At 72.6% G+C, this 24,254-nt stretch carries 20 protein-coding genes and 1 riboswitch; of the genes, 8 read left to right on the top strand and 12 right to left on the bottom strand.

The genetic code is table 11. The features are described from left to right. Nucleotides 1-6: 6 nt before the first annotated feature. The 4 genes from C4U03_RS22340 to C4U03_RS22355 form a co-directional block, all read right to left on the bottom strand. A complete protein-coding gene (locus C4U03_RS22340) occupies nucleotides 7-1,461 on the bottom strand; it encodes a DUF7059 domain-containing protein (RefSeq protein ID WP_103939811.1) in 1,455 nt (484 codons plus the stop codon). Between the two features lie 164 nt (nucleotides 1,462-1,625). Next, nucleotides 1,626-2,465: an N-acetylmuramoyl-L-alanine amidase gene (locus C4U03_RS22345; protein WP_327373365.1), complete on the bottom strand. Its 840-nt coding sequence runs from the start codon at nucleotides 2,463-2,465 to the stop codon at nucleotides 1,626-1,628. Between the two features lie 133 nt (nucleotides 2,466-2,598). Beyond that, nucleotides 2,599-3,525: a hypothetical protein gene (locus C4U03_RS41970; protein ID WP_235018045.1), complete on the bottom strand. Its 927-nt coding sequence runs from the start codon at nucleotides 3,523-3,525 to the stop codon at nucleotides 2,599-2,601. Nucleotides 3,526-3,736: 211 nt separating this feature from the next. Then, complete coding sequence (locus tag C4U03_RS22355; protein ID WP_103939812.1) at nucleotides 3,737-4,801, bottom strand: LacI family DNA-binding transcriptional regulator; 1,065 nt, start codon at nucleotides 4,799-4,801, stop codon at nucleotides 3,737-3,739. Nucleotides 4,802-5,298: 497 nt separating this feature from the next. Here C4U03_RS22355 and C4U03_RS22360 point away from each other — a divergent pair, with 497 nt between their 5' ends. Then, complete coding sequence (locus tag C4U03_RS22360; protein WP_200827395.1) at nucleotides 5,299-6,000, top strand: TetR/AcrR family transcriptional regulator; 702 nt, start codon at nucleotides 5,299-5,301, stop codon at nucleotides 5,998-6,000. A gap of 344 nt (nucleotides 6,001-6,344) precedes the next feature. Here C4U03_RS22360 and bldC read toward each other — a convergent pair whose 3' ends face one another. Together bldC and C4U03_RS22370 are read right to left on the bottom strand one after the other, a co-directional pair. Continuing rightward, the gene (bldC, locus tag C4U03_RS22365; protein WP_012850682.1) at nucleotides 6,345-6,548 is read right to left on the bottom strand and encodes a developmental transcriptional regulator BldC; all 204 of its coding nucleotides are present in this window, start codon (nucleotides 6,546-6,548) and stop codon (nucleotides 6,345-6,347) included. 240 nt (nucleotides 6,549-6,788) lie between these two features. Further along, nucleotides 6,789-7,901, bottom strand: coding sequence for a hypothetical protein (locus C4U03_RS22370; RefSeq protein ID WP_103939813.1), 1,113 nt, complete (start codon nucleotides 7,899-7,901; stop codon nucleotides 6,789-6,791). Between the two features lie 175 nt (nucleotides 7,902-8,076). On the opposite strand from C4U03_RS22370, the gene C4U03_RS22375 reads away from it, so the two are divergent. Both C4U03_RS22375 and C4U03_RS22380 read left to right on the top strand, forming a co-directional pair. Next, entirely contained in the window at nucleotides 8,077-9,165 is a 1,089-nt protein-coding gene (locus C4U03_RS22375) for a Glu/Leu/Phe/Val family dehydrogenase (protein WP_103939814.1), read from the top strand. Between the two features lie 358 nt (nucleotides 9,166-9,523). Beyond that, nucleotides 9,524-9,742, top strand: coding sequence for a DUF3073 domain-containing protein (locus C4U03_RS22380; protein WP_103939815.1), 219 nt, complete (start codon nucleotides 9,524-9,526; stop codon nucleotides 9,740-9,742). Nucleotides 9,743-9,873: 131 nt separating this feature from the next. On the opposite strand, the gene C4U03_RS22385 is transcribed toward C4U03_RS22380, so the two are convergent. The 3 genes from C4U03_RS22385 to purF form a co-directional block, all read right to left on the bottom strand. Continuing rightward, nucleotides 9,874-10,557: a SanA/YdcF family protein gene (locus C4U03_RS22385; RefSeq protein ID WP_235018046.1), complete on the bottom strand. Its 684-nt coding sequence runs from the start codon at nucleotides 10,555-10,557 to the stop codon at nucleotides 9,874-9,876. A 163-nt stretch (nucleotides 10,558-10,720) separates the two neighbouring features. Beyond that, nucleotides 10,721-11,746: a phosphoribosylformylglycinamidine cyclo-ligase gene (purM, locus tag C4U03_RS22390; RefSeq protein ID WP_103939817.1), complete on the bottom strand. Its 1,026-nt coding sequence runs from the start codon at nucleotides 11,744-11,746 to the stop codon at nucleotides 10,721-10,723. After that, complete coding sequence (gene purF, locus C4U03_RS22395) at nucleotides 11,743-13,230, bottom strand: amidophosphoribosyltransferase (RefSeq protein ID WP_103939818.1); 1,488 nt, start codon at nucleotides 13,228-13,230, stop codon at nucleotides 11,743-11,745. The genes purM and purF overlap by 4 nt, the downstream gene beginning before the upstream one ends. Nucleotides 13,231-13,437: 207 nt before the next feature. Here purF and C4U03_RS22400 point away from each other — a divergent pair, with 207 nt between their 5' ends. Further along, entirely contained in the window at nucleotides 13,438-13,809 is a 372-nt protein-coding gene (locus C4U03_RS22400) for a DUF4190 domain-containing protein (protein ID WP_103939819.1), read from the top strand. 58 nt (nucleotides 13,810-13,867) lie between these two features. Here C4U03_RS22400 and C4U03_RS22405 read toward each other — a convergent pair whose 3' ends face one another. Then, the gene (locus C4U03_RS22405; RefSeq protein ID WP_103939820.1) at nucleotides 13,868-14,317 is read right to left on the bottom strand and encodes a sterol carrier family protein; all 450 of its coding nucleotides are present in this window, start codon (nucleotides 14,315-14,317) and stop codon (nucleotides 13,868-13,870) included. A gap of 156 nt (nucleotides 14,318-14,473) precedes the next feature. Here C4U03_RS22405 and C4U03_RS42555 point away from each other — a divergent pair, with 156 nt between their 5' ends. The 3 genes from C4U03_RS42555 (at nucleotide 14,474) to C4U03_RS22420 (ending at nucleotide 18,803) form a co-directional block, all read left to right on the top strand. Beyond that, nucleotides 14,474-16,192, top strand: coding sequence for a serine/threonine-protein kinase (locus C4U03_RS42555; protein WP_268817527.1), 1,719 nt, complete (start codon nucleotides 14,474-14,476; stop codon nucleotides 16,190-16,192). A 145-nt stretch (nucleotides 16,193-16,337) separates the two neighbouring features. Further along, on the top strand, nucleotides 16,338-17,519 hold the full coding sequence (locus tag C4U03_RS22415) for a S8 family peptidase (protein ID WP_103939821.1): 1,182 nt from the start codon (nucleotides 16,338-16,340) through the stop codon (nucleotides 17,517-17,519). A gap of 192 nt (nucleotides 17,520-17,711) precedes the next feature. Beyond that, a riboswitch (cyclic di-AMP (ydaO/yuaA leader) is annotated at nucleotides 17,712-17,852 on the top strand. A 3-nt stretch (nucleotides 17,853-17,855) separates the two neighbouring features. Then, nucleotides 17,856-18,803, top strand: a complete 948-nt coding sequence (locus C4U03_RS22420; protein WP_103939822.1) for a coiled-coil domain-containing protein — start codon at nucleotides 17,856-17,858, stop codon at nucleotides 18,801-18,803. A gap of 171 nt (nucleotides 18,804-18,974) precedes the next feature. Here C4U03_RS22420 and C4U03_RS22425 read toward each other — a convergent pair whose 3' ends face one another. Then, nucleotides 18,975-19,469 (bottom strand): winged helix-turn-helix transcriptional regulator, encoded by a 495-nt coding sequence (locus tag C4U03_RS22425; RefSeq protein WP_200827396.1) that lies wholly within the window; start codon nucleotides 19,467-19,469, stop codon nucleotides 18,975-18,977. A gap of 97 nt (nucleotides 19,470-19,566) precedes the next feature. Here C4U03_RS22425 and C4U03_RS22430 point away from each other — a divergent pair, with 97 nt between their 5' ends. Then, nucleotides 19,567-21,018, top strand: a complete 1,452-nt coding sequence (locus C4U03_RS22430) for an MFS transporter (protein ID WP_103939824.1) — start codon at nucleotides 19,567-19,569, stop codon at nucleotides 21,016-21,018. Nucleotides 21,019-21,216: 198 nt separating this feature from the next. Here the strand turns inward: C4U03_RS22430 and purL are convergent, their stop codons facing one another. Continuing rightward, nucleotides 21,217-23,439, bottom strand: coding sequence for a phosphoribosylformylglycinamidine synthase subunit PurL (gene purL / locus C4U03_RS22435; RefSeq protein ID WP_407701443.1), 2,223 nt, complete (start codon nucleotides 23,437-23,439; stop codon nucleotides 21,217-21,219). Nucleotides 23,440-24,254 lie beyond the last annotated feature (815 nt).

Genomic DNA, 24,254 nt, shown 5'->3' on the forward strand with positions numbered 1-24,254 from the left:
CCGCCCTCAGATCACCTCGAAGAAGCCGTCGGCGATGAGTTCGGGGAGGACGGCGTCGGCGTGGGCGTGGACCTGCTCCCTGGGGAGGTCCATCAGCTCGGCGATGGCGTCCAGGAGGGGCGGCAGTGGGAACGAGCCGTCGCACACCCCGGCGAGGGCGGCCTCCACGGTGCCGACCCCGGCGGCCCGGCGGAGCCCGTCGCGCTGCCGCAGGACGATGCGTTCCGGATCCTCCGCTCCGGGCGGGCCGATCTGCTCCTGAACGACGCCCTCAGCCGTCCGCAGACCCTGTGGACAACCTGTGGAAAACCGGGGGCCGGCGGTCAGCCCGTCGAGGATCCGCGCCACGTAGGCGCCGACCGGCTGCTCGACGGCGTGCCGGATCTCCTCAACCCGTACGACCGGGTGGTCGGCGCCGCTGTTGCGGAGCGTGATCCAGCCGAAGCCGACGCCGGTGACGCGTTGCCGCTCGAAGTAGTCCAGCCAGGCCTCGTACCGCGCCGCGTACTCGGGGGTGCCCACCTCGCAGGAGTCGCGCAGCCAGAGTTCGGCGTACTCGGCGGGGTCCTGGACGTCGCGCTGCACCACCCAGGCGTCGCACCCGGCGGGGACCCATCCGGCGACTCGCTCCTGCCACGGCATACCGTCGATATGCAGCCAGTTCGCCAGGAGCTGGCACCAGCCGCCGGCGTTGAGCCGGTCGGCCGCGCCGGTGACCAGGCGGCGGCAGACGTCGTCGCCGGGCAGGCCGGACTCGCGGTAGACCAGCCCGCCGCCCGGGGAGATCACAAACGGCGGGTTGGCGACGATCAGGTCGAAACGGCGGTCCCGGACGGGCTCGTACAAAGACCCCTCCAGCAGTTCGACGCCGTCCAGCCCGGACAGCGCGAAGCTCATCCGGGCCAGCCGCAGCGCGCGGGGATTCAGGTCGGTGGCGGTGAGCCGGGCGGCCCGCCCGCGCAGGTGCAGCACCTGCACTCCACAGCCGGTGCCGAGATCGAGAGCGTTGTCCACAGGGCTGTGGATAGCCAGCTGCGCCAGCCCGGCCGAGGCGCCGCCCGACCCGACCACATGATCGGGTCGCAGGGCGCTCCCGTCGCCCGGGCGCACCTTCAGGTCGGAGACCACATGACCGAGGTGACCACCGTCCGTCCCTTCGAGCGGCTCGACGTGCAGCAGCGGGCGCAACTCGCCGCCCGCCCGCTCGGCCAGCCCCAGGGCGACGAGAGCGTCGGCTTCGGGGATCGCGGACTCCGGCACCGGAACCTGGAGCCAGCACAGCCGGACCGCCGCCTCCAGCGGTGAGCCTCCTGAGGCCGCCCGCAACGCCGGCACGATCTCGTCCCGCGCCAGCGCCCCGCCCGCCACCGGACCAAGCAACTCCCTGACCCCGGCCACCGTGTAGCCGGCCCGCTCGAAGAAGGAACGGACCCGGCCCGGCGCATCGCCTCTCTCGCCCACCCGCCCATCCTCGCGGGTCCGCGCGACCCCGGCGAACTCGGCGAAGCGCCCGCATGGCCGGGTCCACCGCGACGGAGCACCGACGCGGGCGGGCGGCCGGACCGGGACTTCCGCGGAGAACGGGCGTGGGACCCGAGCTTCGGGGACGCCTCGCGAGAGCGGGATCAGCGCAGGTAGTCGTCGATGCCCTGGGCCAGGGAGTCGGCGATCCGCTGCCGGAACTGCGCGCTGGACAGCTTGGCGGCGTCGCCCGCGTTGCGCATGTTGCCGGTCTCTATGAAGACTTTCGGGACCTCCGACAGGTTCAGCCCGCCGAGGTCGTTGCGCCGGTCGATGCCCTGCTCGCCCAGGTAGTTGGAGTACGGGAGCCCGGTACCCTCGTGGTAGGCGTCCCGGATCGCCAGGGCCAGCCGGTGCGACCGGTTGACGTACTCAGCGTCGGTGACGCCCCGCACCAGCGCGGGCTCGATGACGTGGAAGCCGTGCCCGCTCGCGGAGGAGCCGTCGGCGTGCACCGACACCACGGCGGCGGCGTTGTTCTCGTTGCCGATGGCGGCGCGTTCGTCGATGCAGGGGCCGACGCCCTTGTCGTTGGGACGGGTGAGGACCACCTTGGCGCCCCGGTCCTCCAGCACCTTGCGCAGCCTGACCGACACGTCCCAGGTGAAGGCGTGCTCGGAGTAACCGGCGTTGGTGGCGGTGCCGGTGGTGTCGCACTCCTTCTTGGCATTGCCGATGTCCACCAGCTTGTTGATCGCCTGGGGGGCGCGGGCGTTGCCGCCGTTGTGCCCCGGGTCGATCACGATGGTCTTGCCGCTCAGCGCGGACCCGCCCGGCTTGCGGACGTCCTGCGAGGGCTGCGGCGGGCCGGGCGCGGCCGTGGGCGGCGCCGCCGTCTGGGCGGCCTGCTGGGAGCCGTCCGCGCCGCCGTCCCCGCAGGCGGTGAGCGCTCCGATGCCGAGGGCCAGCACCACGGCCGCTGACCTGCATCGACGGATGCTCAAAGTGATCTCCCCGTGACAGTTTCGTGACCGACCCTGTCAGTCTGCACGCACTCCGGCATACGTCAAACGCGACCACCGGATCGGTATGAGCCGACGAGCCCCTGTGGCATATATCACGTGTGACCGATATTGCCTAACGCAGCACGTCCTCCCGCCCCAGCGCCGCGCCCCCCTGGCCCCGTGACCCGCCCCTCGGATCCGGCGACGCCTCTTCCCTGCCCAGCGGCCCGTCCTCCTGCCCGAACTGCTCGTCCCCCCAGCCGAACGGTGAGGTGTCCTGGCCGAGCTCCGCGTCCCTCGGGCTGAACGGTGGGCCCTCCTGCCCGGCCTGCTCGTCCCTCCGGCTGAACGGTGAGGTGTCCTGGCCGAGCCCCGCGTCCCGGGGACTGAACGGTGAGCCCTCGTGGCCGGCCTGCTCGGCCCTTCGATTGAACGGTGAGCCCTCCTGGCCGAGTACCGCCTCCCTCCGGCTGAGCGGTGAGGTGTCCTGGCTGACCTGCTCGTCTCTCCGGTTGAACGGTGAGTTGTCCTGGCTGAACGCTGCTTCCTTCCGGCCGAACGCCGCGTTCTCGCGGCCCAGCAGCGCGTCCTCTTGGCCGAGCGTTGCGTTCTCCCGGGCGAGCGGGGCGTCCGTCCGGTCGAGCGGTGTGTTCCCCTGTCTCAGGGGCGCATCCGTGCGGTTGAGCGGTGTGCTCTCCCGCCCCAGGGGTGCGTCCTCCCGGCCGGGCGGTGGGATCTCCCGGACGGACGGTGTGTCCTTGCGATCGAGTTCGCGGCCCGGAAGCGAGTCCTCCCGGCTCGGGGGCGCGTCCACCAGGGCCGGCGCCGCGTTCCTCCCGCCGAGCAGTGCGGCGAGGGCGTGGGCCTCGTCGGCGTCCAGGCCCAGCACCACCCGGGGCCGCCCCCACGGATGGTCGATCGAGTGCGTCACATAGCCGGTCACCGACTCCGGCGCCGGCCCGGCCAGCCCGCGCGAATGACGCCACTGCGACCAGGCACGTTCCAGCTCGCTCGCCGCGCGCTGGGCGCACGACACCAACTCGGGATCACGCACGATCACACCCCCAGGTGAACATGGCTTCCCCTCGTCCATCGGGCGGCCGGGCAGAACCCGTACGCCGGCGGGGGAACGGTGGGCTCCATTAACCACTCACCAAGAGCCCCGGTCCTCCCTGTTGCGCGAGGCTTGACCCGCCTCTTACCGGTGGCCCACCCGTACGGGGAGTCGATCACCCGGATTTCGACCAGCCGTCGTCCCGCAGGTCACCGGGTCACGGTGTGGGGGCGGGACCGGTGGTGGAGCGCACCACCAGGTGGGGCACCACGAGGTTCTGCCTGGGCTCGCGCAGCGGATCCTCGATCCGGGCGCACAACAGCTCGGCCGCGACCCGTCCCATGTCGCGGCGGGGCTGGTCGACGCTGGTCAGCGAGATGTGCCGGATGGCGGCCAGATGGGTGTTGTCATAGCCCACGATCGACACGTCGGCGGGCACCCGCAGCCCCAGCTCGTCGGCCGCCGACAGCGCGCCGGTGGCCACCAGGTCGTTCGGCGCGAAGATGGCGGTCGGCCGGTCGGGGCGGGTCAGCAGGCTGCGGGCGGCCCGGTAGCCGCCCTCCTCGGTGAAGTCGCCGGGCTCGACCACCACTTGGTCGGCCAGGCCGTGCTTGCGCATCGCGCTCTCGTACCCGGTCCGCCGGTAGCGCGCGGTGGTGGATCGCGCCCCCTCGATGTGCGCGATCCGCCGGTGTCCGAGCCGGACGAGATGGTCCACCGCCAGGCTGGCGCCGAGCTCGTCGTCGTCCACCACGATGTCGACCCCGGCCACGTCCCGCTCGCCCACGACCACGACGGGCACGCTGGCCGCTGCTTCCTTCAGCGAGTCCGGGACGACGCTGAGCAGCACCAGCCCGTCCACCCGCATCTCCAGGAACGCCTCGACGGCCTCGGCCTCGAACAGCGGGTCCCACCGGCCGCTGCCCACCAGCATCCGCAGCCCCTCGCCGTGCAGGCTCTCCTGCAGGCCGTCCAGGAATTCGGCGAAGAACGGGTTGTGCAGGTCGGCGACGATCGCGCCGATCAGCCTGGTGCGCCCCTCCACCAGGCTGCGGGCCACCGCGTTGGGCCGGTAGCCCAGCTCGCGCGCGGCCTTGAGCACCGCCTGCCGGCGCCGCTCGCTCACGTGCGGGGAGCCGCGCATCACCAGCGACACCAGGGACTTGGACACACCGGCGCGCTCGGCGACGTTGCGGATGGTCGGCTTGGGCGTGGCGGGCCCCGGCGGGGACTCGCCGCCCCGCCCGGATCCGGCGGCGGGGACACCTTCACGAGCTGACATGGCGCTCCTGTCGGGGGCATTGCAGGACCTGCCGTCTGGACGCTCGGCACGTGATCGACGGGGACCCGCCGCCGGACGCCTTCCTCGGAAACGGAGGAGATGACCCATGATGCCTTGCAAGCGCTCCAAGCGGTCGCAACAACGAGTAACGGTCAGTCGTCAATGGGGATTGGGGGCAGTGGTGTTCGGGATCACAGCAACCAAACCGGGATGTCGCTCGGAGGTGACACGCTCGCTCGGTGTCATCCGGTCCTCGGCTACGCTGCGCAGGTGACGGATCGGGCGGCGGCCTGCAAGGCGGCGCCACGGACGGCCGGTGGACCCGCGGACGAGCAGGTCGGCGGGCATGCGACCGCTCGGAAGCAACGGGCAGGGGCCGCGCGGACGGGGTTTTCGGCCGATCCGGCGTGACAGATTGTGGATGGATCGGTGGGCGCGTAGGTGGACAGGTCAGTGGGCATGCGACCGCTCGCGCGCGGCGGACTGCGGACGGGTCGGTGAACGCGAAGGTGGACGGTGAGCGTACGGCCTCTCCCGCGCGCGGACGGCGGGGGCAGGGCAGACGCCGGCTCAGCGTCGACGAGCGGCGCGACGAGCTGATCGACGCCGCGCTCCGGCTGTTCAGCACCCGGCCGCCGGACGAGGTGTCCATCGACGACGTGGCGGTGGCGGCGGGCGCCTCCCGCGCGCTGGTGTACCACTACTTCGGCGGCAAGTACGAGCTGTACGTCGCGGCGCTGCGCAGCGCCGCCGGCCGGCTGTCGGTGCTGCTCGAACCGCCCACCGAGGGCAGGCCGCTGGAGCGCCTGCGGCTGTCGCTGTCCCGCTACTTCGACTTCGTGGAGAGCCACGCCTCCGGCTACAGCGCGTTGCTGCGCGGCGGGCCGGCCGATCGCTCCGGCGAGGTCGGGGAGATCATCAACGGCATCCGGAGCCTGCTGCTGGACCGGATCCTGCACGCCCTGGACATTCCCGAGCCCGGTCCCGTGCTCCGCATCACGCTGCGCTCTTGGATGGCGTGCGTGGAGACGGCGGCCATGGACTGGCTGGAGCGGCGCGACCTCGCCCGCGACGAACTGGAGCGGCTCCTGGTCGACCAGATCGTGGTGCTGCTGCACGCGGCGGGCCGCCACGACCCGCGGATCTCCGCCCTGTTCGACCGCCTCACCCAGGAGGAACTGGGCCAGGCCGAGGACTGAGGCGGCCTCTTTCAGGCCCCGCCCTTTCCAGCCTCGCCCTCGCCCCGGTACGGCCCGGTCGATCGTTCACCGTCCCGGGATGTGCCGTGGCGGTCCCGTCCGCGCCCGTACCGGTTCTGGTACGGGCGCGGACGGGTTTCGCCGACCACCCGGGTCGTGTACTCCGGGCCCCGCACCCGCGGTCCGGGACCTGGAGTCTTCGCCCAGGGGGCCGCTGACGGTTCCTCTTCCACATGGGACGAAGGTGTTCAGCGGCCTCCTAGCCGCCCCCCAAACACGGTGCCCGTGACGGCACCAGGCGCGTTCGGTCACACGCCGTGCCCCCGGCAGGGGGCTCGGGCGTGCTACTCCGAGCGCTGCTGCGGGATTCCCGCCAGCAGCGCGCGCACCTCGGCCTCCCGGTAGCGCCGGTGGCCACCCAGGGTGCGGATGGAGGTCAACTTGCCTGCCTTCGCCCAGCGGGTGACGGTCTTGGGGTCGACGCGGAACATCGTCGCCACCTCTGCCGGCGTCAACAGGGGCTCGGCCTCTGGCGTTCGTGCTGACATGTTGTGCGGCCTCTCCTCCGTGGACCGTTCACGATCCTGCGATCTGTGTTGATCTCGCGCGGTCACCGATGTCCCCTATGGCCCGAAAGAGCCACTATGACATCACAAGGTGTAACCTTGCCACCACAGAGCGCCACAATCAAGTCCCTGGCACCAACTGTGTGTTCGTGGTGACTGCATCACGCTGCGTGATTCTAGCGACACGTATGGTCGCATCGCCCGCGGATTTAGGAATTTTGGTCAGTTCGCGGATTCAAGGGCCCGCACGGACCGCCAGCGAGCCCCCAGCCGGCGGTGCATCGCCAGGGTCAGCTCGGGCTCGCCGCGCTCCATCGCGGCCAGCGCCACGGCCATCTCGCGCACCGACTCGTCGGCCCGCAGCCGCTCGTCGTCGACCAGGTGGACCAGTCCGCCGTAGTCCAGCTCCACCAGCGCGGACGGGTGGAACTCCGCCAGCCACCGGGCGACCGTGTCCAGGTGCCCGGGCTCCAGCGCCCCGCCGGGAAGGCCGTCCGCCAGCCGCCGCGCCCGCTCCAGCCGCCGCCGGGCCTCGGGCATGGCCGTGACATAGACGAGCGTACGCGTCGCTGCGGCCCTCGTCGGGCCGGGGGAGCCGCCGCCCTCGGCCGGCACGTCCCCGGAGCCCGCTATCCAGGTCCCGGCGGGCCCGCGCGGCCCCACGGGCCCCTGAGGCTTGCCGGAGGGGGCAGCACCCCCCGGCAGACCCGCCGCGCCGGTCTCCGGCCCGCTGAGCCCGCTGAGCCCGCCGGGCCACCCGCCTTCCGGGCCGTCACCCGATCCGTGACCATCGGTCACGCTGCGCTCATGGCGAACGTCGCCGCCGTGCCCGCCCGTCCCCCCGGCCAGCTCCGCATCGTCGTCGCCGAGGAGCAGGCGGCGTTCCGCCGGATCGAACGGCACGAACCACGACAGCGGCACGTGCCAGGTGCTGGACAGGATGTGCGGATGCAGGGTGCGCCCGCTCGCCTTCCACCGCTCGAACTCCGCCGACGCCTGCCGCGCCCGCTGCTCCGGCAGGAACGCGCCGGACAGGCCGGGCGGCAGACCGTCGCGGAACCGGGCGAACGCCAGCCAGGACCGCAGCCGGGTCTCCCAGGGACAGATGTAGAGCATCCCGCCGGCCCGCCGGACGTAGGCGTGCGAACTCTCCGCCTCCGGCGCGACCACCGCCGACGCCAGCCGCCGCACCGCCTCGCCGTGCTCGGCCACCAGCGCCTGCGCCCGCCCGGAGCGCCGGCCCGACTCGGCGTAGGCGGTCCACACCGACCTCAGCGGCTCCGGGAACGCGGTCACCGGCTCGTAGATGCGTAGATAGGCGGCGTAGGGCAACACTTCCGCATCGTGACACGTCGGCCCCGCCGATACCCGTAACCCCGGCCCCGGCGCGTTCGCGGCGTTGGCGGATGGGATCGGTGTGAAAAAGTCGTTCGAGCGTCACCCCTGGGGCCCGGGCGCCGGAGGCCGCCGCCGTCCTAGTCTGATCCCGAGGCAGAAAGGAGTCACCACCGTGACCAATGTCTTCGGGTCGCCCCACAAGGGCAGCGGACCCTCCCACGAGCAGGTCGTCTTCTGTCAGGACGAGGCCAGCGGCCTGCGCGCGATCATCGCGATCTACTCCACGGCGCTCGGCCCCTCACTGGGCGGCACCCGCTTCTACCCGTACGGGTCGGAGGACGAGGCGCTCACCGACGTGCTCAACCTGTCGCGGGCCATGGCTTACAAGAACGCCCTGGCCGGGCTGGACCTCGGTGGCGGCAAGGCGGTGATCATCGGCGACCCGGAGCTCGACAAGTCCGAGGCGCTGCTGCGCGCCTACGGCCGGTTCGTGCAGTCGCTGAACGGCCGCTACTACACCGCCTGCGACGTCGGCACCTACAGCGAGGACATGGACGTCATCGCCCGGGAAAGCACGTACGTGACCGGCCGCACGGTCGCCCACGGCGGGGCGGGCGACTCGTCCGTCCTGACCGCCTACGGCGTTTTCCAGGGCATGCGGGCCGCGGCCCAGGCGCTGTGGGGCAGCCCCACGCTGCGGGGGCGGCGCGTCGGCATCGAGGGCGTCGGCAAGGTGGGGCACCGGCTGGTGGAGCACCTGCGCGAGGACGGCGCCGAGGTGGTGATCTGCGACGTCAGCGAGGCCGCCGTGGACCGGGTGCGCCGCCTGCACCCCGAGGTCGAGGTCGTCGCCGACGGGGACGCCCTGGTCAAGACGGACCTGGACGTCTACTCGCCGTGCGCGCTGGGCGGCTCGCTGAACGACGAGACGGTGCCCCTGCTGCGCGCCCGGATCGTGTGCGGCGGCGCCAACAACCAGCTCGCCCACCCGGGGGTGGAGAAGCGGCTGGCCGACCGGGGCATCCTGTACGCACCCGACTACGTGGTCAACGCCGGCGGCGTGATCCAGGTCGCCGACGAGATCGAGGGCTTCAGCTTCGAGCGCGCCAAGGCCAAGGCGACGCAGATCTTCGACACCACCGCGCGGATCTTCGCGCTGGCCGCCGAGGAGGGGGTGCCGCCCGCGGTGGCCGCCGACCGGCTGGCCGAGCGGCGGATGACCGCCGTCGGCCGACTGCGGGGCATCTTCCTGAACGGCTGACCGAACGGCCGGACGGCCGAACCCCCGCGACCGTCCACCGGGCCCGCGACGGCCGTCATGGGCGCTCACGGAGAGTGTTCATGGCGGCCGTCCCCGGCGGACGCCGCGCCCGGCTCCTCCGCCTTCGCGGGGGCGGATGGGCCGGAATCGTCCCCCTTCAGACAGAGCGGGGACGTCAGTGGATACACTTGGAGTCTCCGCAGCGAGCGTGTCGCCACCGAACGGACCACGTACCGAGCCGGGCGCAAAACGGGTACGGTTGTATCCGAGCTGACGCACGACCGAGGTTGCGTCAGTGCGTGTGGCGTACGCGAGCGTAGATGGGACGTAAGGTCCTGACCATCGAGGGGGTCGAGCCATGGGGCGCGGCCGAGCCAAGGCCAAGCAGGTAAAGGTTGCTCGTCGGCTGAAGTACAACAGCGGCGGCACGGATCTCGACCGCCTAAAGGAGGAGCTGGGAGTCCCTTCGTCGAACCACGACCCCTATGACGACTCCTACGACGACCTCGTCGAAAAATACTCCGACTTCGCTGACGACGACGCCGACGACCGCGAGAGCGGTAAGCCGGGGCGCTGAGTCGCCGTCCGCGTGACCTTCCGCCACTGCCCTGTCCCCACGGCAGGGCAGTGGCGTTTGTCACATCGGGCCGTTCCGCCGCGACGCCTGGGATCCCTTCGCCGGACCTGCGGCAGATCTGCGGCGGCACGTCAGGGTGACCGCAGGGCCTGGTGTATGCCGGGCTCCCTGGGGCCCAGGAAGCGCGGTGCGCGGCCGGTGGCGATGTCGGTCAGTGCCTTGAAGGAGGCCAGGCCCTCCCGGAGGTACCCGTACTGTGTCGTTGCCGCGTACTCCTTCATGGTGTCGTGCCCTACCCCGTCGGCGTCCACTCCCGCCGCCCGGCACAGCGCCACGGCGCGCGGCAGGTGGAACGCCTGCGTGACGACGATCGCCCGGTCCACGCCGAAGACACGCCTGGCCCGTACACAGGAGTCCCAGGTGTCGAACCCCGCGTAGTCGCGGACCACCTTGCCACCAGGGATGCCTTGGGAGGTCAGGTAGTTCCACATCACGGTGGGCTCGTCGTAGCTCTTACGGCTGTTGTCGCCCGTGACCAGGATCGCCCTGACCTTGCCCGCCCGGTACAGATGCGCCGCCACGTCCAGCCGGCCCGCCAGGAACGGGGACGGCCGGTCGCCCCATGCCGCCGCGCCCAGCACCAGCGCCACCGGGGCCGGGGCCACCGTCTCCACGGACGCCCGATGCGGGGCCGAACTGGCGTAGACCCACCCGGTGGGCAGCAGCGCCCCGTAACCCAGCAGCGCCAGGGCCACCGCACCAGGAGCGACCAGCCTCCGCTCCTTCACCGTCCGCCACGCCCGCCGCAAGATCACATCCCTTGGGACGCCCGTAGAGCCCGGGGAGTTGCCATGTCCGGCCGGCAGGCGCACACCGGACGTCCGGCGGCACGATTCCGCCTCCGCGCCGTCCGTCACCCGGGGGCACCCGTGCCGGGGCGGCCGCACGGCCCCGGAGGAGGGCTGTTGCGGGCCATGGTCAGTCGAGGTGGGCATTGCCGGTGCCCTCGGTGATCTCACCCAGGACCCAGGCGGGCACGCCGCGCTCGTCCAGCAGCCGCAGGGCCGCGTCGGCGGCGTCGGGGGCGACCACGGCGGCCATGCCGACGCCCAGGTTGAAGGTCTTGTCCATCTCCGGCTGCGGGATCCTCCCGTACTCCTGGAGCACCGCGAAGATCGCCGGGGGAGTCCAGGACGAGCGCCGCAGCCGGGCGTCCACCCCCGGCGGCAGCGAGCGGGCCAGGTTGGCGGCCAGCCCGCCCCCGGTGATGTGGGCGAATGCGCGGACGCCGCCGGCCCGGGCCAGGGCCAGGCAGTCCTGGGCGTAGATGCGGGTGGGCGTCAGCAGTTCCTCGCCCAGCGGACGGCCCAGATCGGCGGGCTCGGACGCCAGGTCCAGCTCGCTGCCGCGCAGGACGTGGCGGACCAGGGAGTACCCATTGGAGTGGATGCCCGAGGAGGCCATGGCCAGCACCGCGTCACCGGGCCGCACCCGGTCGGGGCCGAGCATCTCGTCGGCCTCCACCACGCCGGTGGCCGCCCCCGCGATGTCGAACTCGTCCGGCTCCAGCAGCCCGGGGTGCTCGGCGGTCTCCCCGCCGACCAGGGCACAGCCGGCCAGCGCGCACGCCTCGGCGATGCCGCCCACGATGTCGGCGATCCGCTCGGGCACCACCTTGCCGCAGGCGATGTAGTCGGTCATGAACAGCGGCTCGGCCCCGCACACCGCCAGGTCGTCCACCACCATGCCGACCAGGTCGTGCCCGACCGTGTCGTAGACGCCCAGCCGGCGGGCCAGGTCGACCTTGGTGCCGACCCCGTCGGTGGAGGTCGCCAGCAGCGGGCGCCGGTACTTCAGCAGCGCCGAGGCGTCGAACAGCCCGGCGAACCCACTGGCGTCGTCGACGACCTCCGGCCGGCGCGCCCCGGCTACCCGGGCCTTCATCAGCTCGACGGCGCGCTCGCCCGCCGCGATGTCGACCCCGGCGGCCTCGTACGAGGTCACTTACCGGCCCCTTCGAGGAGGAACTTGCCGCGGGAGCCCTCGTCCACCGGGATCGGGTACTCGCCGTCGAAGCAGGCCCGGCACAGCCGGTCCTTGGGGATCCGGGTGGCAGAGATCAGCGCGTCCAGCGAGATGAAACCGAGCGAGTCGGCGCCCAGCGAGGCGCGGATCTCCGCGACGTTCAGGTTCCCGGCGATCAGCTCGGCGCGGGTGGCGAAGTCGATGCCGTAGAAGCACGGCCAGGCCACCGGCGGGCTGGAGATGCGCACGTGCACCTCGGCGGCGCCGGCCTCGCGCAGCATCGCCACGATCGCCCGCTGGGTGTTGCCGCGCACGATCGAGTCGTCCACCACGACCAGCCGCTTGCCCGCGATCGCCTCGCGCAGCGGGTTCAGCTTGAGCCGGATGCCGCGCTGGCGGATGGTCTGGGACGGCTGGATGAACGTCCGGCCGACGTAGGAGTTCTTCACCAGGCCCTGGCCGTAGGGGATGCCGGACGCCTCGGCGTAGCCGATCGCGGCCGGGGTGCCCGACTCCGGGGTCGGGATGACCATGTCGGCCTCGACCGGGTGCTCGCGCGCCAGCAGCCGGCCCACCTCCACCCGGGTGGACTGCACGTTGCGGCCCGCGATGGTGGTGTCGGGACGGGCCAGGTAGACGTACTCGAACAGGCAGCCCTTGGGGCGCGGCTCGGCGAACCGCTGCGAGCGCAGCCCGTCCTCGTTGACGGCGATCATCTCGCCGGGCTCGATCTCCCGGACGAACTGGGCGCCCACGATGTCCAGGGCGGCGGTCTCGGACGCCACCGCCCAGCCCTGGCGGATCTCGCCGCCGTGCCCGGCGTGCCCGGCCACCGGGAGCCGGCCCAGCACCAGCGGCCGGATGCCCTCCGGGTCGCGCGCCGCGTACAGGGTGCCCTCGTCCATGAAGACCAGGGAGTACGCCCCCCGCACCACCGGCAGGATCTCCCGCGCCGCCGCAAACGGCCCACCCTCGCGGGTAGCCAGCAGCGCGGTGAGGACCTCGGTGTCGGAGGTGCCGGTCAGCTCGGCCGACTCCAGCCGGGCCGCCAGCTCCGGGGTGTTGATCAGGTTGCCGTTGTGCGTGAGGGCCAGCCCGCCGGCACCTGAGGAACGGAACGTCGGCTGGGCGTTCTCCCAGGTCGGCGAGCCGGTCGTGGAGTAGCGGCAGTGGCCCACCGCGATGTGGCCGCGCAGCGTGTTCAGCACCGACTCGTCGAAGACCTGGGCCACCAGGCCCATGTCCTTGAACACGACGATGCGGGCGCCGTCGCTGACCGCGATGCCGGCCGACTCCTGCCCTCTGTGCTGAAGTGCGTACAGTCCGTAGTAGGTGAGCTTGCTCACCTCCGCCCGGGTCGCCTCGTCGGCGGGTACCCAGACGCCGAAGACGCCGCAGGCGTCCTGCGGGCCGCGGTCGAAGGGATCGAGGTCGTGGCTCAGTCGTCCGTCACCTTGAGGCACCTGGTCAGTCTAGATGCCCGAATCGGCTGCTCCGTCGCCGAGGCGTCCGGGGACGCCGCACAACGGGTCCCGCGTCCCCGATGATGCCTGTTTGCCCACCCTGGAACGGACCTTTGCCCTCGGGGAAGGCGTCAGCCGCAGACGGGCGGGAACCTGGACTACGACGTGCGTCCGCGCCCGTCACAGCTCCCCTGGAGGTTCCCAGCGATGACCGTGCCCGGCTACCAGCGTCACTACGCCCCCGTCCGGCAGCGCCGTACCGGTATGGCGGTGACCTCGCTCGTCCTGGGCCTGGTGGGGCTGCCCACGCTGCTGCTGTGCGGGCTCGGGCTGCCGCTGGCGATGGCCGGCCTGGTGCTGGGCGTGGTGGCGGCCTCGCGCAACACCGAAGGGCGAGGGATCGCCCTCATGGGCATCGGCGTCTCGCTGGTGACCCTGCTGGTGGGTGCGCTGGGCCTGTTCTGGCTGCTCAGCAATGCCGCCAAGTGCGCCGACCCCGACCGCTACCCCACCGACGCCGACCGCCAGCACTGCATCGAGCGGGAGTTCCCCTTCGCCCGCCCCCAGCCGACCCCCTGAGGCCACCCCTGAGGCGAGACCACCCCCTGAGGCCACTCCTGAGACGTTCCGCCGCGGATCAGGCCGGGGGAACGGGCAGCAGCGCCGACAGGTCGGCGCGGGCCCCGCTGGCGCGCACCAGCCCGTTCGCCACCGCCTCGTCCCAGCTCAGCCTGCCCGTGGCCAGCCGGATCCAGGTGGTTGCGTCCATCTCGACCACGTTGGGCGGGGTGCCCCGGGTGTGCCGAGGGCCTGCGACGCACTGCACGGCGGCGTACGGTGGGACCCGCACCTCCACCGAACGGCCGGGCGAAGCTGCCGCGAGCCGGTCGAGGAGGACACGTACCGCACCCCGCACCAGGGGCCGGTCCGGCCGGCCCGGCTCCACTCCGGAGTCCAGGGCGGCCAGCACGGCGTTCAGGGCGGCCAGACGCAACGCGGCGGGCTCGTCGGGGCCCTCGTAAGGAGGGCGGCCGAGCGCGGCGAGCCGCTCGTTCAACACGGCACGGCTGAGAGGTGACCGGGACATCGGTACCGACGTTACCGGGGTTACGTGTGCGGCTCTGCATCCCGGAGCACCGGCCAGACGGTAAAAAGGGACGGTCGCTGGCGCGGGGGCCAGGACGAGGGGGCGCGCGGGAGATGCCGCCCGCGTGGCTGGAGATTCATGCACGGAGGTTTGCCGATGCCCCAGGCCCGGCCGCTAGACCCCACCGATCCGGAACGGCTCGGCGATTACCAGATCGTCGGCCGACTCGGCCAGGGTGGGCAGGGTGTGGTCCTGCTGGGCCACGGTCCGGGTGACGAGCAGGTGGCGGTCAAGCTCCTGCACGCCCGGCTCAGCGATAATGCGCTGGCCCGCTCCCGCTTCATCCGCGAACTGGAGGTGGCCAAGCAGGTCGCCACCTTCTGCACCGCCGCCGTGCTGGACGCCGATGTGGCCGGTGACCGGCCCTACATCGTCAGCGAGTACATCGACGGGCCCTCGCTGCAGGACCTGGTCCTGACCGATGGGCCGCGCGGGCGCAGCGCGCTGGAGCGGCTGGCCATCGGGACGGCGACCGCGCTGACCGCCATCCACCGGGCCGGGGTGGTGCACCGCGACTTCAAGCCGCACAACGTGCTGCTCGGCAACGACGGCCCGCGGGTGATCGACTTCGGCATCGCCCGGGCCATGGACCTCGGCGGCCTCACGCTGGCCGGGGGCGTGCCCGGCACCCCCGCCTACATGGCGCCCGAGCAGCTCGGTGGGGCGGAGGTGGGGCCCGCCGCGGACGTGTTCGCCTGGGGCGCCACGATGCTGTTCGCCGCGTCCGGGCGGATGCCGTTCGGCGCCGACTCGGTGCCCGCGGTGATCCAGCGGGTGCTGTACGAGGAGCCGGATCTGGGCCCCCTGCCGCAGTCGCTGCGCGGCGTCGTGGGCGAGGCGCTGTCCAAGGACCCCGCCCGCCGCCCCACCGCCCGGCAGTTGCTGGACCGGCTGCTGGGCCAGGAGAGCCCGGTGAGCGACATGCCCGAGCCCATGGTCACCGAGGCCCGCACCCTGGCCGCCGAGCGTCCCCCGCGCCCGGCGCCCCCGACCGACACCGAGCCCATGCCCGAGGTCCCGGCCGCGCCCTCCCCGCAGGGCGCCGCGGCGGCGTCGCACGGCTCCGGAGCAGCGCACGGCTCCGGAGGCGGCGGGTGGTTCGGGGAGGGCCCGGAGCCGCAAGGGGCGTCCGCGCCGCCGTTCGCGGCGTCGCCGTACCCCCCGGCGGGGGACGCGGGCCAGTCCGAGACCGCCGTGTACTCCGATCTCGACGGGTTCACCGCCGCCTCCGCGCAAGCGGGCGGCGGCCGGCAGCCGTCGCCCATACCGTGGCAGCGGGACGGCCGGGCCGCCCACCCGCCCGCGGGTACGCCGCCGCAGGCCCGGTCGGGAGGGACCCACCGTCCGCTGGGCGTGCTGGTCTCGCTGGCGGTCGGGGTGCTGGCCGGTGCGGCGATCATCGTGCTGGTGCTGTGGCCGCAGATGCGCGACTCCGGCAAGAGCGGCGGCACGGCGGGGACGTCCCAGTCGGCCGCCGACGACCGCCCGGTCAGCAGCATCCCGCAGTCGTTCGCCGGCACCTGGCGGGGCACGGCGGTCAACTCGCAGCGGCAGGCCTCGTTCCCCATCCAGGTCACCTTCGAGGCAGGGCGGACCGTCGCGACCGCCGTCTACCCGCGCAACTGCGTGTGCAGCCTGACCCTGACCGGCGGCACCGGGGTCAGGCTGGAGATGACGCTGCAGCCCACCGGCGCCTGCCGGACGGTCACGGCAGGGAACGTCGTGGTGACGCGCAAGCCCGGCGGCGGCCTCGACTACGCCTGGGCCAGGGCCGGGACGTCGCTGAGCTACCGGGCCGCGCTCAGCCGGGGCTGACCGCTCGTCTCACTGCCCGCAGAGGACCCGTGTCCCGGTTCGGCCACAATCGGGTGATTGAATCCACTACCGTTCCCTTCTGCCACCGCCGTATCGCCCCCAATCCCCCTAGGGCCCGGCGGTCCCCCGACTGAAGGAGTTCACTTTGCGGGTCACCCCCCGAAGGGTGCTGGTCGTCGTCACAGTCGCGACGAGCGTCGGTGTCGCCGTCACCGTGCCCGGGCTGGCCGGGCCGGAGCAGGTGCCGATCCAGGTCGCCGCGAACGGCACCCCCGTGCCGGGGCAGTACATCGTCACGCTGAAGCCGGGCGCCTCCACCTCCACCGAGGCGGGCAAGGTGCGCGCCACCGGGGTCAAGCGCTTTGACGGGGTGCTCAACGGGTTCTCCGCCAAGCTCACCGGTTCCCAGCTCGACAAGCTGCGCCGCAGCGACAAGGTCGCGGCCATCGAGCAGGACCAGGTCGTCAAGATCACCACGGTGCAGCGCACGCCGCTGCCGTGGGGGCTGGACCGCATCGACCAGCGCTCCGCCAAGCTGTCCAAGAGCTACACCTACCGGTCCACCGGCAAGGGCGTGCACGCCTACGTCATCGACACCGGCATCACCGCGAACCACCCGCAGTTCGGCAAGCGGGCCCGCAGCGTGTGGGCCGCGCCCCAGTTCAACGGCGACGGCCGGGACCTCAACGGGCACGGCACCCATGTGGCGGGCATCATCGGCTCGCGCCAGTACGGCGTGGCCAAGGCCGTGCAACTGCGTTCGCTGCGCGTCCTGGACCGGTACGGGCAGGGCTCGATGTCCGACGTCATCGCCGCCCTGCAGTGGCTGCGGACCAACGCGCAAAAGCCCGCGGTGGCGAACCTGTCCCTGGCCGGAAACAAGTCGAACGCGGCCAACGAAGCGGTCTCCGCCCTGTCCCGGTCGGGCGTCCCCGTGGTCAGCGCGGCCGGCAACGGCGATGGTGCGACCCGCGGTTACAACGCGTGCCGTTTCTCCCCGGCCTCGGCGCCCCTGACGATCGTGGTGGGCGCGACCACCGTGACCGACAAGCGGGCCGTCTGGTCCAACTTCGGCGAGTGTGTGGACATCCATGCGCCCGGCTACGGCATCCGTTCCACTTGGCGCAACGGCTCCAGCAAGGTGCTGGACGGCACCTCCATGGCCACCCCGTTCGTGGCCGGCACCGCCGCGCTCTACCTGTCCCGTCACCCCCGCGCCAAGTTCTCCGACGTGCGCAGGTGGCTGGTCACCAACTCCACCAAGGGCAAGATCACCGGCCTGCCGGCCGGCACCCGCAACCGGCTGCTGTTCAAGGGCGGCCTGTGATGTCGGTCGCATAAGATGGCCCGGCCTCCCTGGGTGAAGGGACGGACAGGAAATGGTCAAGAGGAGCCATGGCCACTAGCGGTGCCCAAGGGGTTTAATCTTGGCGAAGTGCACGACGGTGCCCTTTTTGCCCATGGGCCGTCCGGACGGCGCGTCCGGCGCTCCGCGGGCGATCCGGGCACCGGCAAGCCGAATCCCGCGGCGTCGTCCCGCCCGGGAACCGGGGACCCAACCAGACCCGGGGTGAACTCACGGCCCTGTCAGGCCGCGACAGGGCCGATCTCCCGGCCCGAACCCGTCAGCTAACCCGGTAGGCGATCGAGGAGAGGAGAGGACGTGGAGACCCCTGACTCCACTCGTGGCAAGCGCACGGCGCGCGGCGGGTTCCGGCGCGCCACCATGGCTCTCACGACGGCCGCCGGCGCCTTTCTGCTGGCCTCCGCGACGGCGCAGCCGGTGGCCGCCGATCCGGACAACATCAAGAAGGTCGCCGAGCTGACCAAGGAGATCAAGTCGCTCGAGAAGGAGTACGGGGGCAATCTCGAGCAGCTGCGCGACACCCGGAAAGAGGCCAAGAAGGCGCTGGAGAAGGTCGAGTTGCTGCGCCGCGACCTGATCGGCGCCCGCGCCCTGGTCGCCCAGCTGGCCGCCTCGCAGTACATGACCAACGGCATCGAGCCCACCGTGCAGATCGTCGCCAGCGACGACCCCGGCAGCGTGCTCAGCAACGCCTCCCTGGCCCGGCACCTGTCGCAGACCCACTCCGCCAAGGTCCAGCAGATCGCCTCCCTGGTCGCCCAGCAGGACAAGGCCCGCCAGGAGGCGGAGGCCAAGATCAAGGCGCTGGAGAAGGACATCGCCGAGATCGCCAAGGAGCGGGACCGGGTCCAGCTCCTGCTGAAGAAGTACAAGCCGGAGTCCCCCATGGTGGGCTCGGGCGGCATGACCCCCCGCATGATCAAGGTCCGGGACGAGATCGAGGCCGAGTACGGCCCGTTCCCGGTGATCGGCTGCACCCGCCCCGGCGACCCGCTGGACCACGGCTCCGGCCGCGCCTGCGACTTCATGGAGAGCACCGCCGGCGCGATGCCCTCCTCCGCCCGGCTGGCCCACGGCGACGCGGTGTCCGACTACGCCATCAGGAACGCCTCCCGGCTGGGCATCAAGTACATCATCTGGAAGCAGCGCATCTACGACCTGCGCAGCCCCGGCTGGAAGATGATGTCCGACCGCGGCAGCATCACCCAGAACCACTTCGACCACGTGCACATCTCGGTCTTCTGACCGACGCTCTGCAGCTCGCGGGACAACGAGGGGCGCCCCGACCAGGGCGCCCCTCGTCGCGTCCGGGATGCGCAGGGGCCGGGCGGCCGTGGTTTCCGCAGGGGCGATGAGGGCCGGAGCGGCACGGGGCCCGGCGTGTCGTCCCGTCTTCGTGCGCCCCGGGCCGTGCGGTCAGCGGCGGCCGGTCAGGACGTCGCGGGCGACGGCGTCGCGTTCGGCGGCCTCCCGGCGGGCGGCCTCCTGCTCGGCGGCCGTGCGGGCGTCATAGGCGGTGCGGGCGACGGCGATCTCGCTTTGGTGCTCCTCGGTCCAGGTGACCAGCGTCTGGACGGTGGCGTGCAGGGTCACGCCCAGCGGTGTCAGCGCGTAGTCCACCCGCGGCGGGACGGTCGGATGCACGGTGCGGCTGATCAGGCCGTCGCGTTCGAGATGGCGCAGGGTACGGGTGAGCATCCGCTGACTGATGCCGTCGATCTTGCGGCGCAGTTCGGTGAAGCGCAGGCTGCGCCGGTCCAGCAGGGCGATCACCAGCAGCGACCACTTGTCGGCGATCCGGTCGAGGATCTGCCGGACCTCGCAGTCCGCCCGGGCGTCCCACTGGAAGGCGTCCTGGTCGTCGCCGGTACCACAGCAGTTACCGAGGGACTTCGAAGTGCCTTCTTCCACGGTTCCCCATGGTGTCCCACGATGCTCTCGGTTACAAGGAGGAACTGACCGGCGCCGGTGATACCGGCATCGGTCCGCATCGAAGGGGGGCCGACTCATGTCCACGACGGACGGCCGGATGGACGGCAGGGCTTGGGGCGTACTGCTGGTGCTGTGCGGCGCGATCTTCCTGGAGGGGGTCGACGTCGCGATGCTCAACGTGGCGCTGCCGTCGATCAGGGCAGATCTGGACCTGTCCACCGGGACGCTCAGTGGTGTGGTGAGCGCCTACGTGCTCGGCTACGGAGGATTCCTGCTGCTCGGTGGCAGGGCCGCCGACCTGCTGGGCCGCCGCCGGATGTTCCTGCTCTGGCTGGCGGTCTTCTGCGTGTTCTCGGGGCTGGGCGGGCTGGCCACCGAGAGCTGGATGCTGCTGGTGGCCCGGTTCGTCACCGGGGTCGCGGCGGCGTTCATGGCGCCGGCCGGGCTGGCACTGATCACCGGCAACTTCCCGGAGGGGCCCCAGCGCACCAAGGCACTGGGCGTCTACGCGGGAACTGCGTCCGGCGGCTTCTCGCTGGGGCTGGTCGCCGGGGGCCTGCTGGCCTCCCTCGGCTGGCGGTGGGTGTTCTTCGCCCCGGTCATCATGTCGGCGGTGATTCTGGCGGTCGCGATCCCGCTGGTCAAGGACACCGAAAGCACCTCCGAGCGGCCGGCCGGCGGATTCGACCTGCCCGGTGCGCTGACCATCACCGGTGCGATGCTGCTGCTGGCATACGGGGTGGTCCGCCTGGAGCACCCCGCGCAGGGCCGGGCGGTCACCGCCGGGGTCCTCGCCGCCGGGCTGGCGTTGCTGGCCGCCTTCGCCGCGATCGAGCGGCGGTCCTCCGACCCGCTGGTGCGGCTGGGCGTCCTGCGTTCGGGCGTCCTGGTGCGCACGAACGCGGCGGCGCTGTTGTTCCTGGGAGCGTTCGGCGGATTCCAGTTCCTGGTCACCCTCTACCTGCAGGAACTGCGGGGCTGGAGCACGCTGGAGACGGGTCTGGCCATGCTGGTGATCGCCATCGACATCGTGCTCGCGCCGACGCTGACCCCGCGGCTGGTGAACCGGTTCGGCAACGCCCGGGTGCTGTTCGGCGGGCTGGTGCTGGCGGCCGTGGCGTACGCGCTGTTCCTGCCGGTCGGGCTGGAGTGGACCTACGCCGCCATGCTGCCGTCGCTGGTCCTGCTGGGCCTGGCCTTCACCCTGGCCTACGGCCCGCTGACCATGGCCGCCGTCGAGGGCGTGGCGGAACGCGAGCATGGCCTGGCCGTCGGCCTGCTGTACACCGCGACGCAGTTCGGCATCGCACTCGGCCTGTCGGCGGTGACGGCCGTCAACGTCGCGGCGCTGGGCACCGGAAACTCGCCGGAGGCGGGCCTGGACGCGATCCGGACGGCCCTGCTCGTCCCGGTGGCCGCCGCAGCCCTCGGCGCGGTCATCGTCGCCTTCGGCCTGGGCTCCCGTCCCGCGGCCGGGACCGCACGGAGCGACACCGAGCAGCCGACCTCCGCCGAACTGTCGGCCTGACATCACCAGAGGGCCGCGACTTCATGGAGAGCATGCCGGTGCCTGGATGGGCGGGGAAGGCCGGCACACCCGCTCAGCACGGCGGGGTGCCGGTTCCAGGCCGTGACGAACGCGCGTGAGTGCGGGACCGCGCCGGTAAGGACGCCGAAGGGGCACCCCCCTGGCCGGGGGCGCCCCTTCGGGCCGGCTGAGCGGCGGTCAGGCGACGTAGCTGGGGAGCAGGCGCTCGTGGGCCTCGCGCAGCTCGTGCAGCGGGATGGAGAACAGGCCCTCGACGGTGAACGAGTCGCCGCCGACCACGCCGAGCTGGGTCACCGGCACCCCGGCGGCCTCGCACAGTTGGCCGAGGCGGGCCTCGGAGCCGGGGCGGACGGCCACCACGGCCCGCGCTACCGACTCGCTGAACAGCGTGACGAACGGGTCGCCCGGCAGGGTGATCCGGCAGCCCAGCCCGCCGCGCAGGCAGGACTCCACCAGCGACTGCGACAGCCCGCCGTCGGAGATGTCGTGCGAGGCCGACAGCAGTCCCTCACGGGCTCCGGCGATCAGCACGGCGGCCAGCGCCCGTTCGGCGGCCAGGTCCACCAGCGGCGGCAGTCCGCCCAGGTGGCCGTAGACCACGTGCGCCCATTCCGACCCGCCGAACTCCTCACGGGTCTGGCCGAGCAGCACCAGCATGTGCCCCTCGGCGGGGAAGGCCATGTTCACCCGGCGGCGGACGTCGTCGTGCACGCCCAGCACCCCGATGACCGGGGTCGGGTTGATCGGCTGGGTCTCGGTCTGGTTGTAGAAGCTGACGTTGCCGCCGGTGACCGGCACGCCCAGCGCCTGGCAGGCGTCGGCCAGCCCCTCGGTGGCCCGCGCGAACTGCCACATCACGCCCGGGTCCTCCGGCGAGCCGAAGTTGAGGCAGTTGGTGACCGCCAGCGGGCGCGCCCCGGTGGCCGCCACGTTCCGGTACGCCTCCGACAGCGCCAGCTGCGCCCCGGCGTACGGGTCGAGCCGGGCGTAACGGCCGTTGCCGTCCAGGGACAGCGCGACGCCCAGCCCGCTCTCGTCGTCGAGCCGCAGCACCCCGGCGTCCTCCGGCATGGCCAGCACCGTGTTGCCCAGCACGTACCGGTCGTACTGGGAGGTCACCCAGGTCTTGGCGGACAGGTTGGGCGAGCCGGCCAGCCACAGCACCGTGTTGCGCAGGTCGTCGGCGTTGGCGGGGCGGGCCAGCCGGCCGGGGGTGTCGGCCTGCAGTGCGGCCAGGTCGGCGGGCGGCGCGTACGGCCGCTCGTAGACCGGGCCCTCGTCGGCGGCGGTGCCCGGCGGGATGTCGACGATCACCTCGTCGCGCCAGGTCATCACCAGCCGCCCGGTGTCGGTGACCTCGCCGATCACCGTCGCCGGGATCTCCCAGCGGGCGCAGATCTCCAGGAAGCGCTCGACCTTGGCGGGCTCCACCACGGCCATCATGCGTTCCTGCGACTCGCTCATCAGGATCTCTTCGGGCCGCAGGGTGGGGTCGCGCAGCGGCACCCGGTCCAGCACCACGTGCATCCCGCCGGTGCCGGCCGCCGCCAGCTCGGTGGTGGCGCAGGAGACGCCGGCCGCGCCGAGGTCCTGGATGCCGACCACGAGGTCCTCGCGGTACAGCTCCATGCAGCACTCGATGAGCAGCTTCTCCATGAACGGGTCGCCGACCTGGACGCTGGGCCGCTTGGCCTGCGACTCCTCGTCGAAGGTCGCCGAGGCCAGCACCGAGGCGCCGCCGATGCCGTCCGGCCCGGTGGTCGCGCCGAACAGGATCACCTGGTTGCCCGGGCCGGGGGCGATCGCCCGCTTGATGTCGTCGTGCCGCATCACGCCGATGCACAGCGCGTTGACCAGGGGATTCTGCAGGTAGCAGGCGTCGAAGACGGTCTCCCCGCCGATGTTGGGCAGGCCGAGCGAGTTGCCGTAGCCGCCGACGCCCGCCACCACGCCGGGCAGCACCCGCTGGGTGTCGGGGGCGTCGGCGGGCCCGAACCGCAGCGAGTCCATCACCGCCACCGGCCGGGCGCCCATCGACAGGATGTCGCGGACGATCCCGCCCACGCCGGTCGCCGCGCCCTGGTAGGGCTCCACGTAGGACGGATGGTTGTGCGACTCGACCTTGAACGTCACCGCCAGACCGCGCCCGACGTCCACCACACCGGCGTTCTCACCCATGCCGACCAGCAGCGCGTCGTTCTGCGGGGCCTTGTCGGCGAACTGCCGCAGGTGGACCTTGGAGCTCTTGTACGAGCAGTGCTCGCTCCACATCACCGAGTAGATCGCCAGCTCGGCGGCGGTGGGACGGCGACCCAGGATGTCGCGGACCCGCCGGTACTCCCCCTCGTTCATGCCCAGCTCGACGTACGGCTGCCGCTGCTCGGGCGTCCGCTCGGCCACGGCCACCGAGTCGACCGGGGGCTCGCCCACCGCGGCCGGCCGCGGCTCGGCGGCTGCGGAGGGCGCCGGGGGCTCGGCGGACACCGGGGGCTCGGCGGGCACCGGGGCCGCGACGGCGATCAGCGCGTCCACCGGCGAGGGGCCCGCGGCGGGAACCGGAGCCTCGCGGTGCACCGGGACCTCCGGGTACGCCGGAGCCTCGGCGCGTGCCGGAGGCTGTTCGTGCAGGGGAGCCTCGGCAGGGACCGGGGGCTGCCCGTGCGCGGGAGCCTCGGCAAGGGCCGGGGGCTGGTCGTGCGCGGGAGCCTCGGCGTACGCCAAGGGGCCGCCGGGGGCCGGGGCCTCGGTGCGGGCCGGCGGCTCGGCGGGCTCCGCGACGGCGGGTCCGCCCTGTGCCGGGTCGCCGGGCGTCCCGGCGAACGACCCGTCCGGCCGTACCACCGGCTCCTCGTCTGCGGCCTCGGCCTGGCTTGCCACCGCCTCCTGGGGGAGGGGCGTGCCGGCCGGGGGCGTCGTGGCTTCGGGATGAACGGGCTCGCCCGCCGTCGGGGCACCGCCGGAGGCGGCGTCACCGGCGAGCGCGGCGGTGTCCGGGTGGATCGGGGCCGGCTCCTGTGCGACGGCCGTACCGGCCGGAAGGCCCTCGGCGGGCACGGCCTCGGGTCCGTCCTGGGAGACGGGGCGCGTGTCGTCAGTGCCGGGGGCCTGGGGGACCTGCGCGGCCTCCGGGAGGGGAGACGGCACGGTGGCTTCCGGAGCCTGCGCCGGCTCGTCCACCCGCTTGGCGAACGGGTCGGTCTCAGGATCGTCGGCGG

The sequence above is a fragment of the Thermomonospora echinospora genome (genome assembly GCF_900108175.1).
In the GTDB taxonomy this organism is placed as follows: Bacteria; Actinomycetota; Actinomycetes; order Streptosporangiales; family Streptosporangiaceae; genus Thermomonospora; species Thermomonospora echinospora.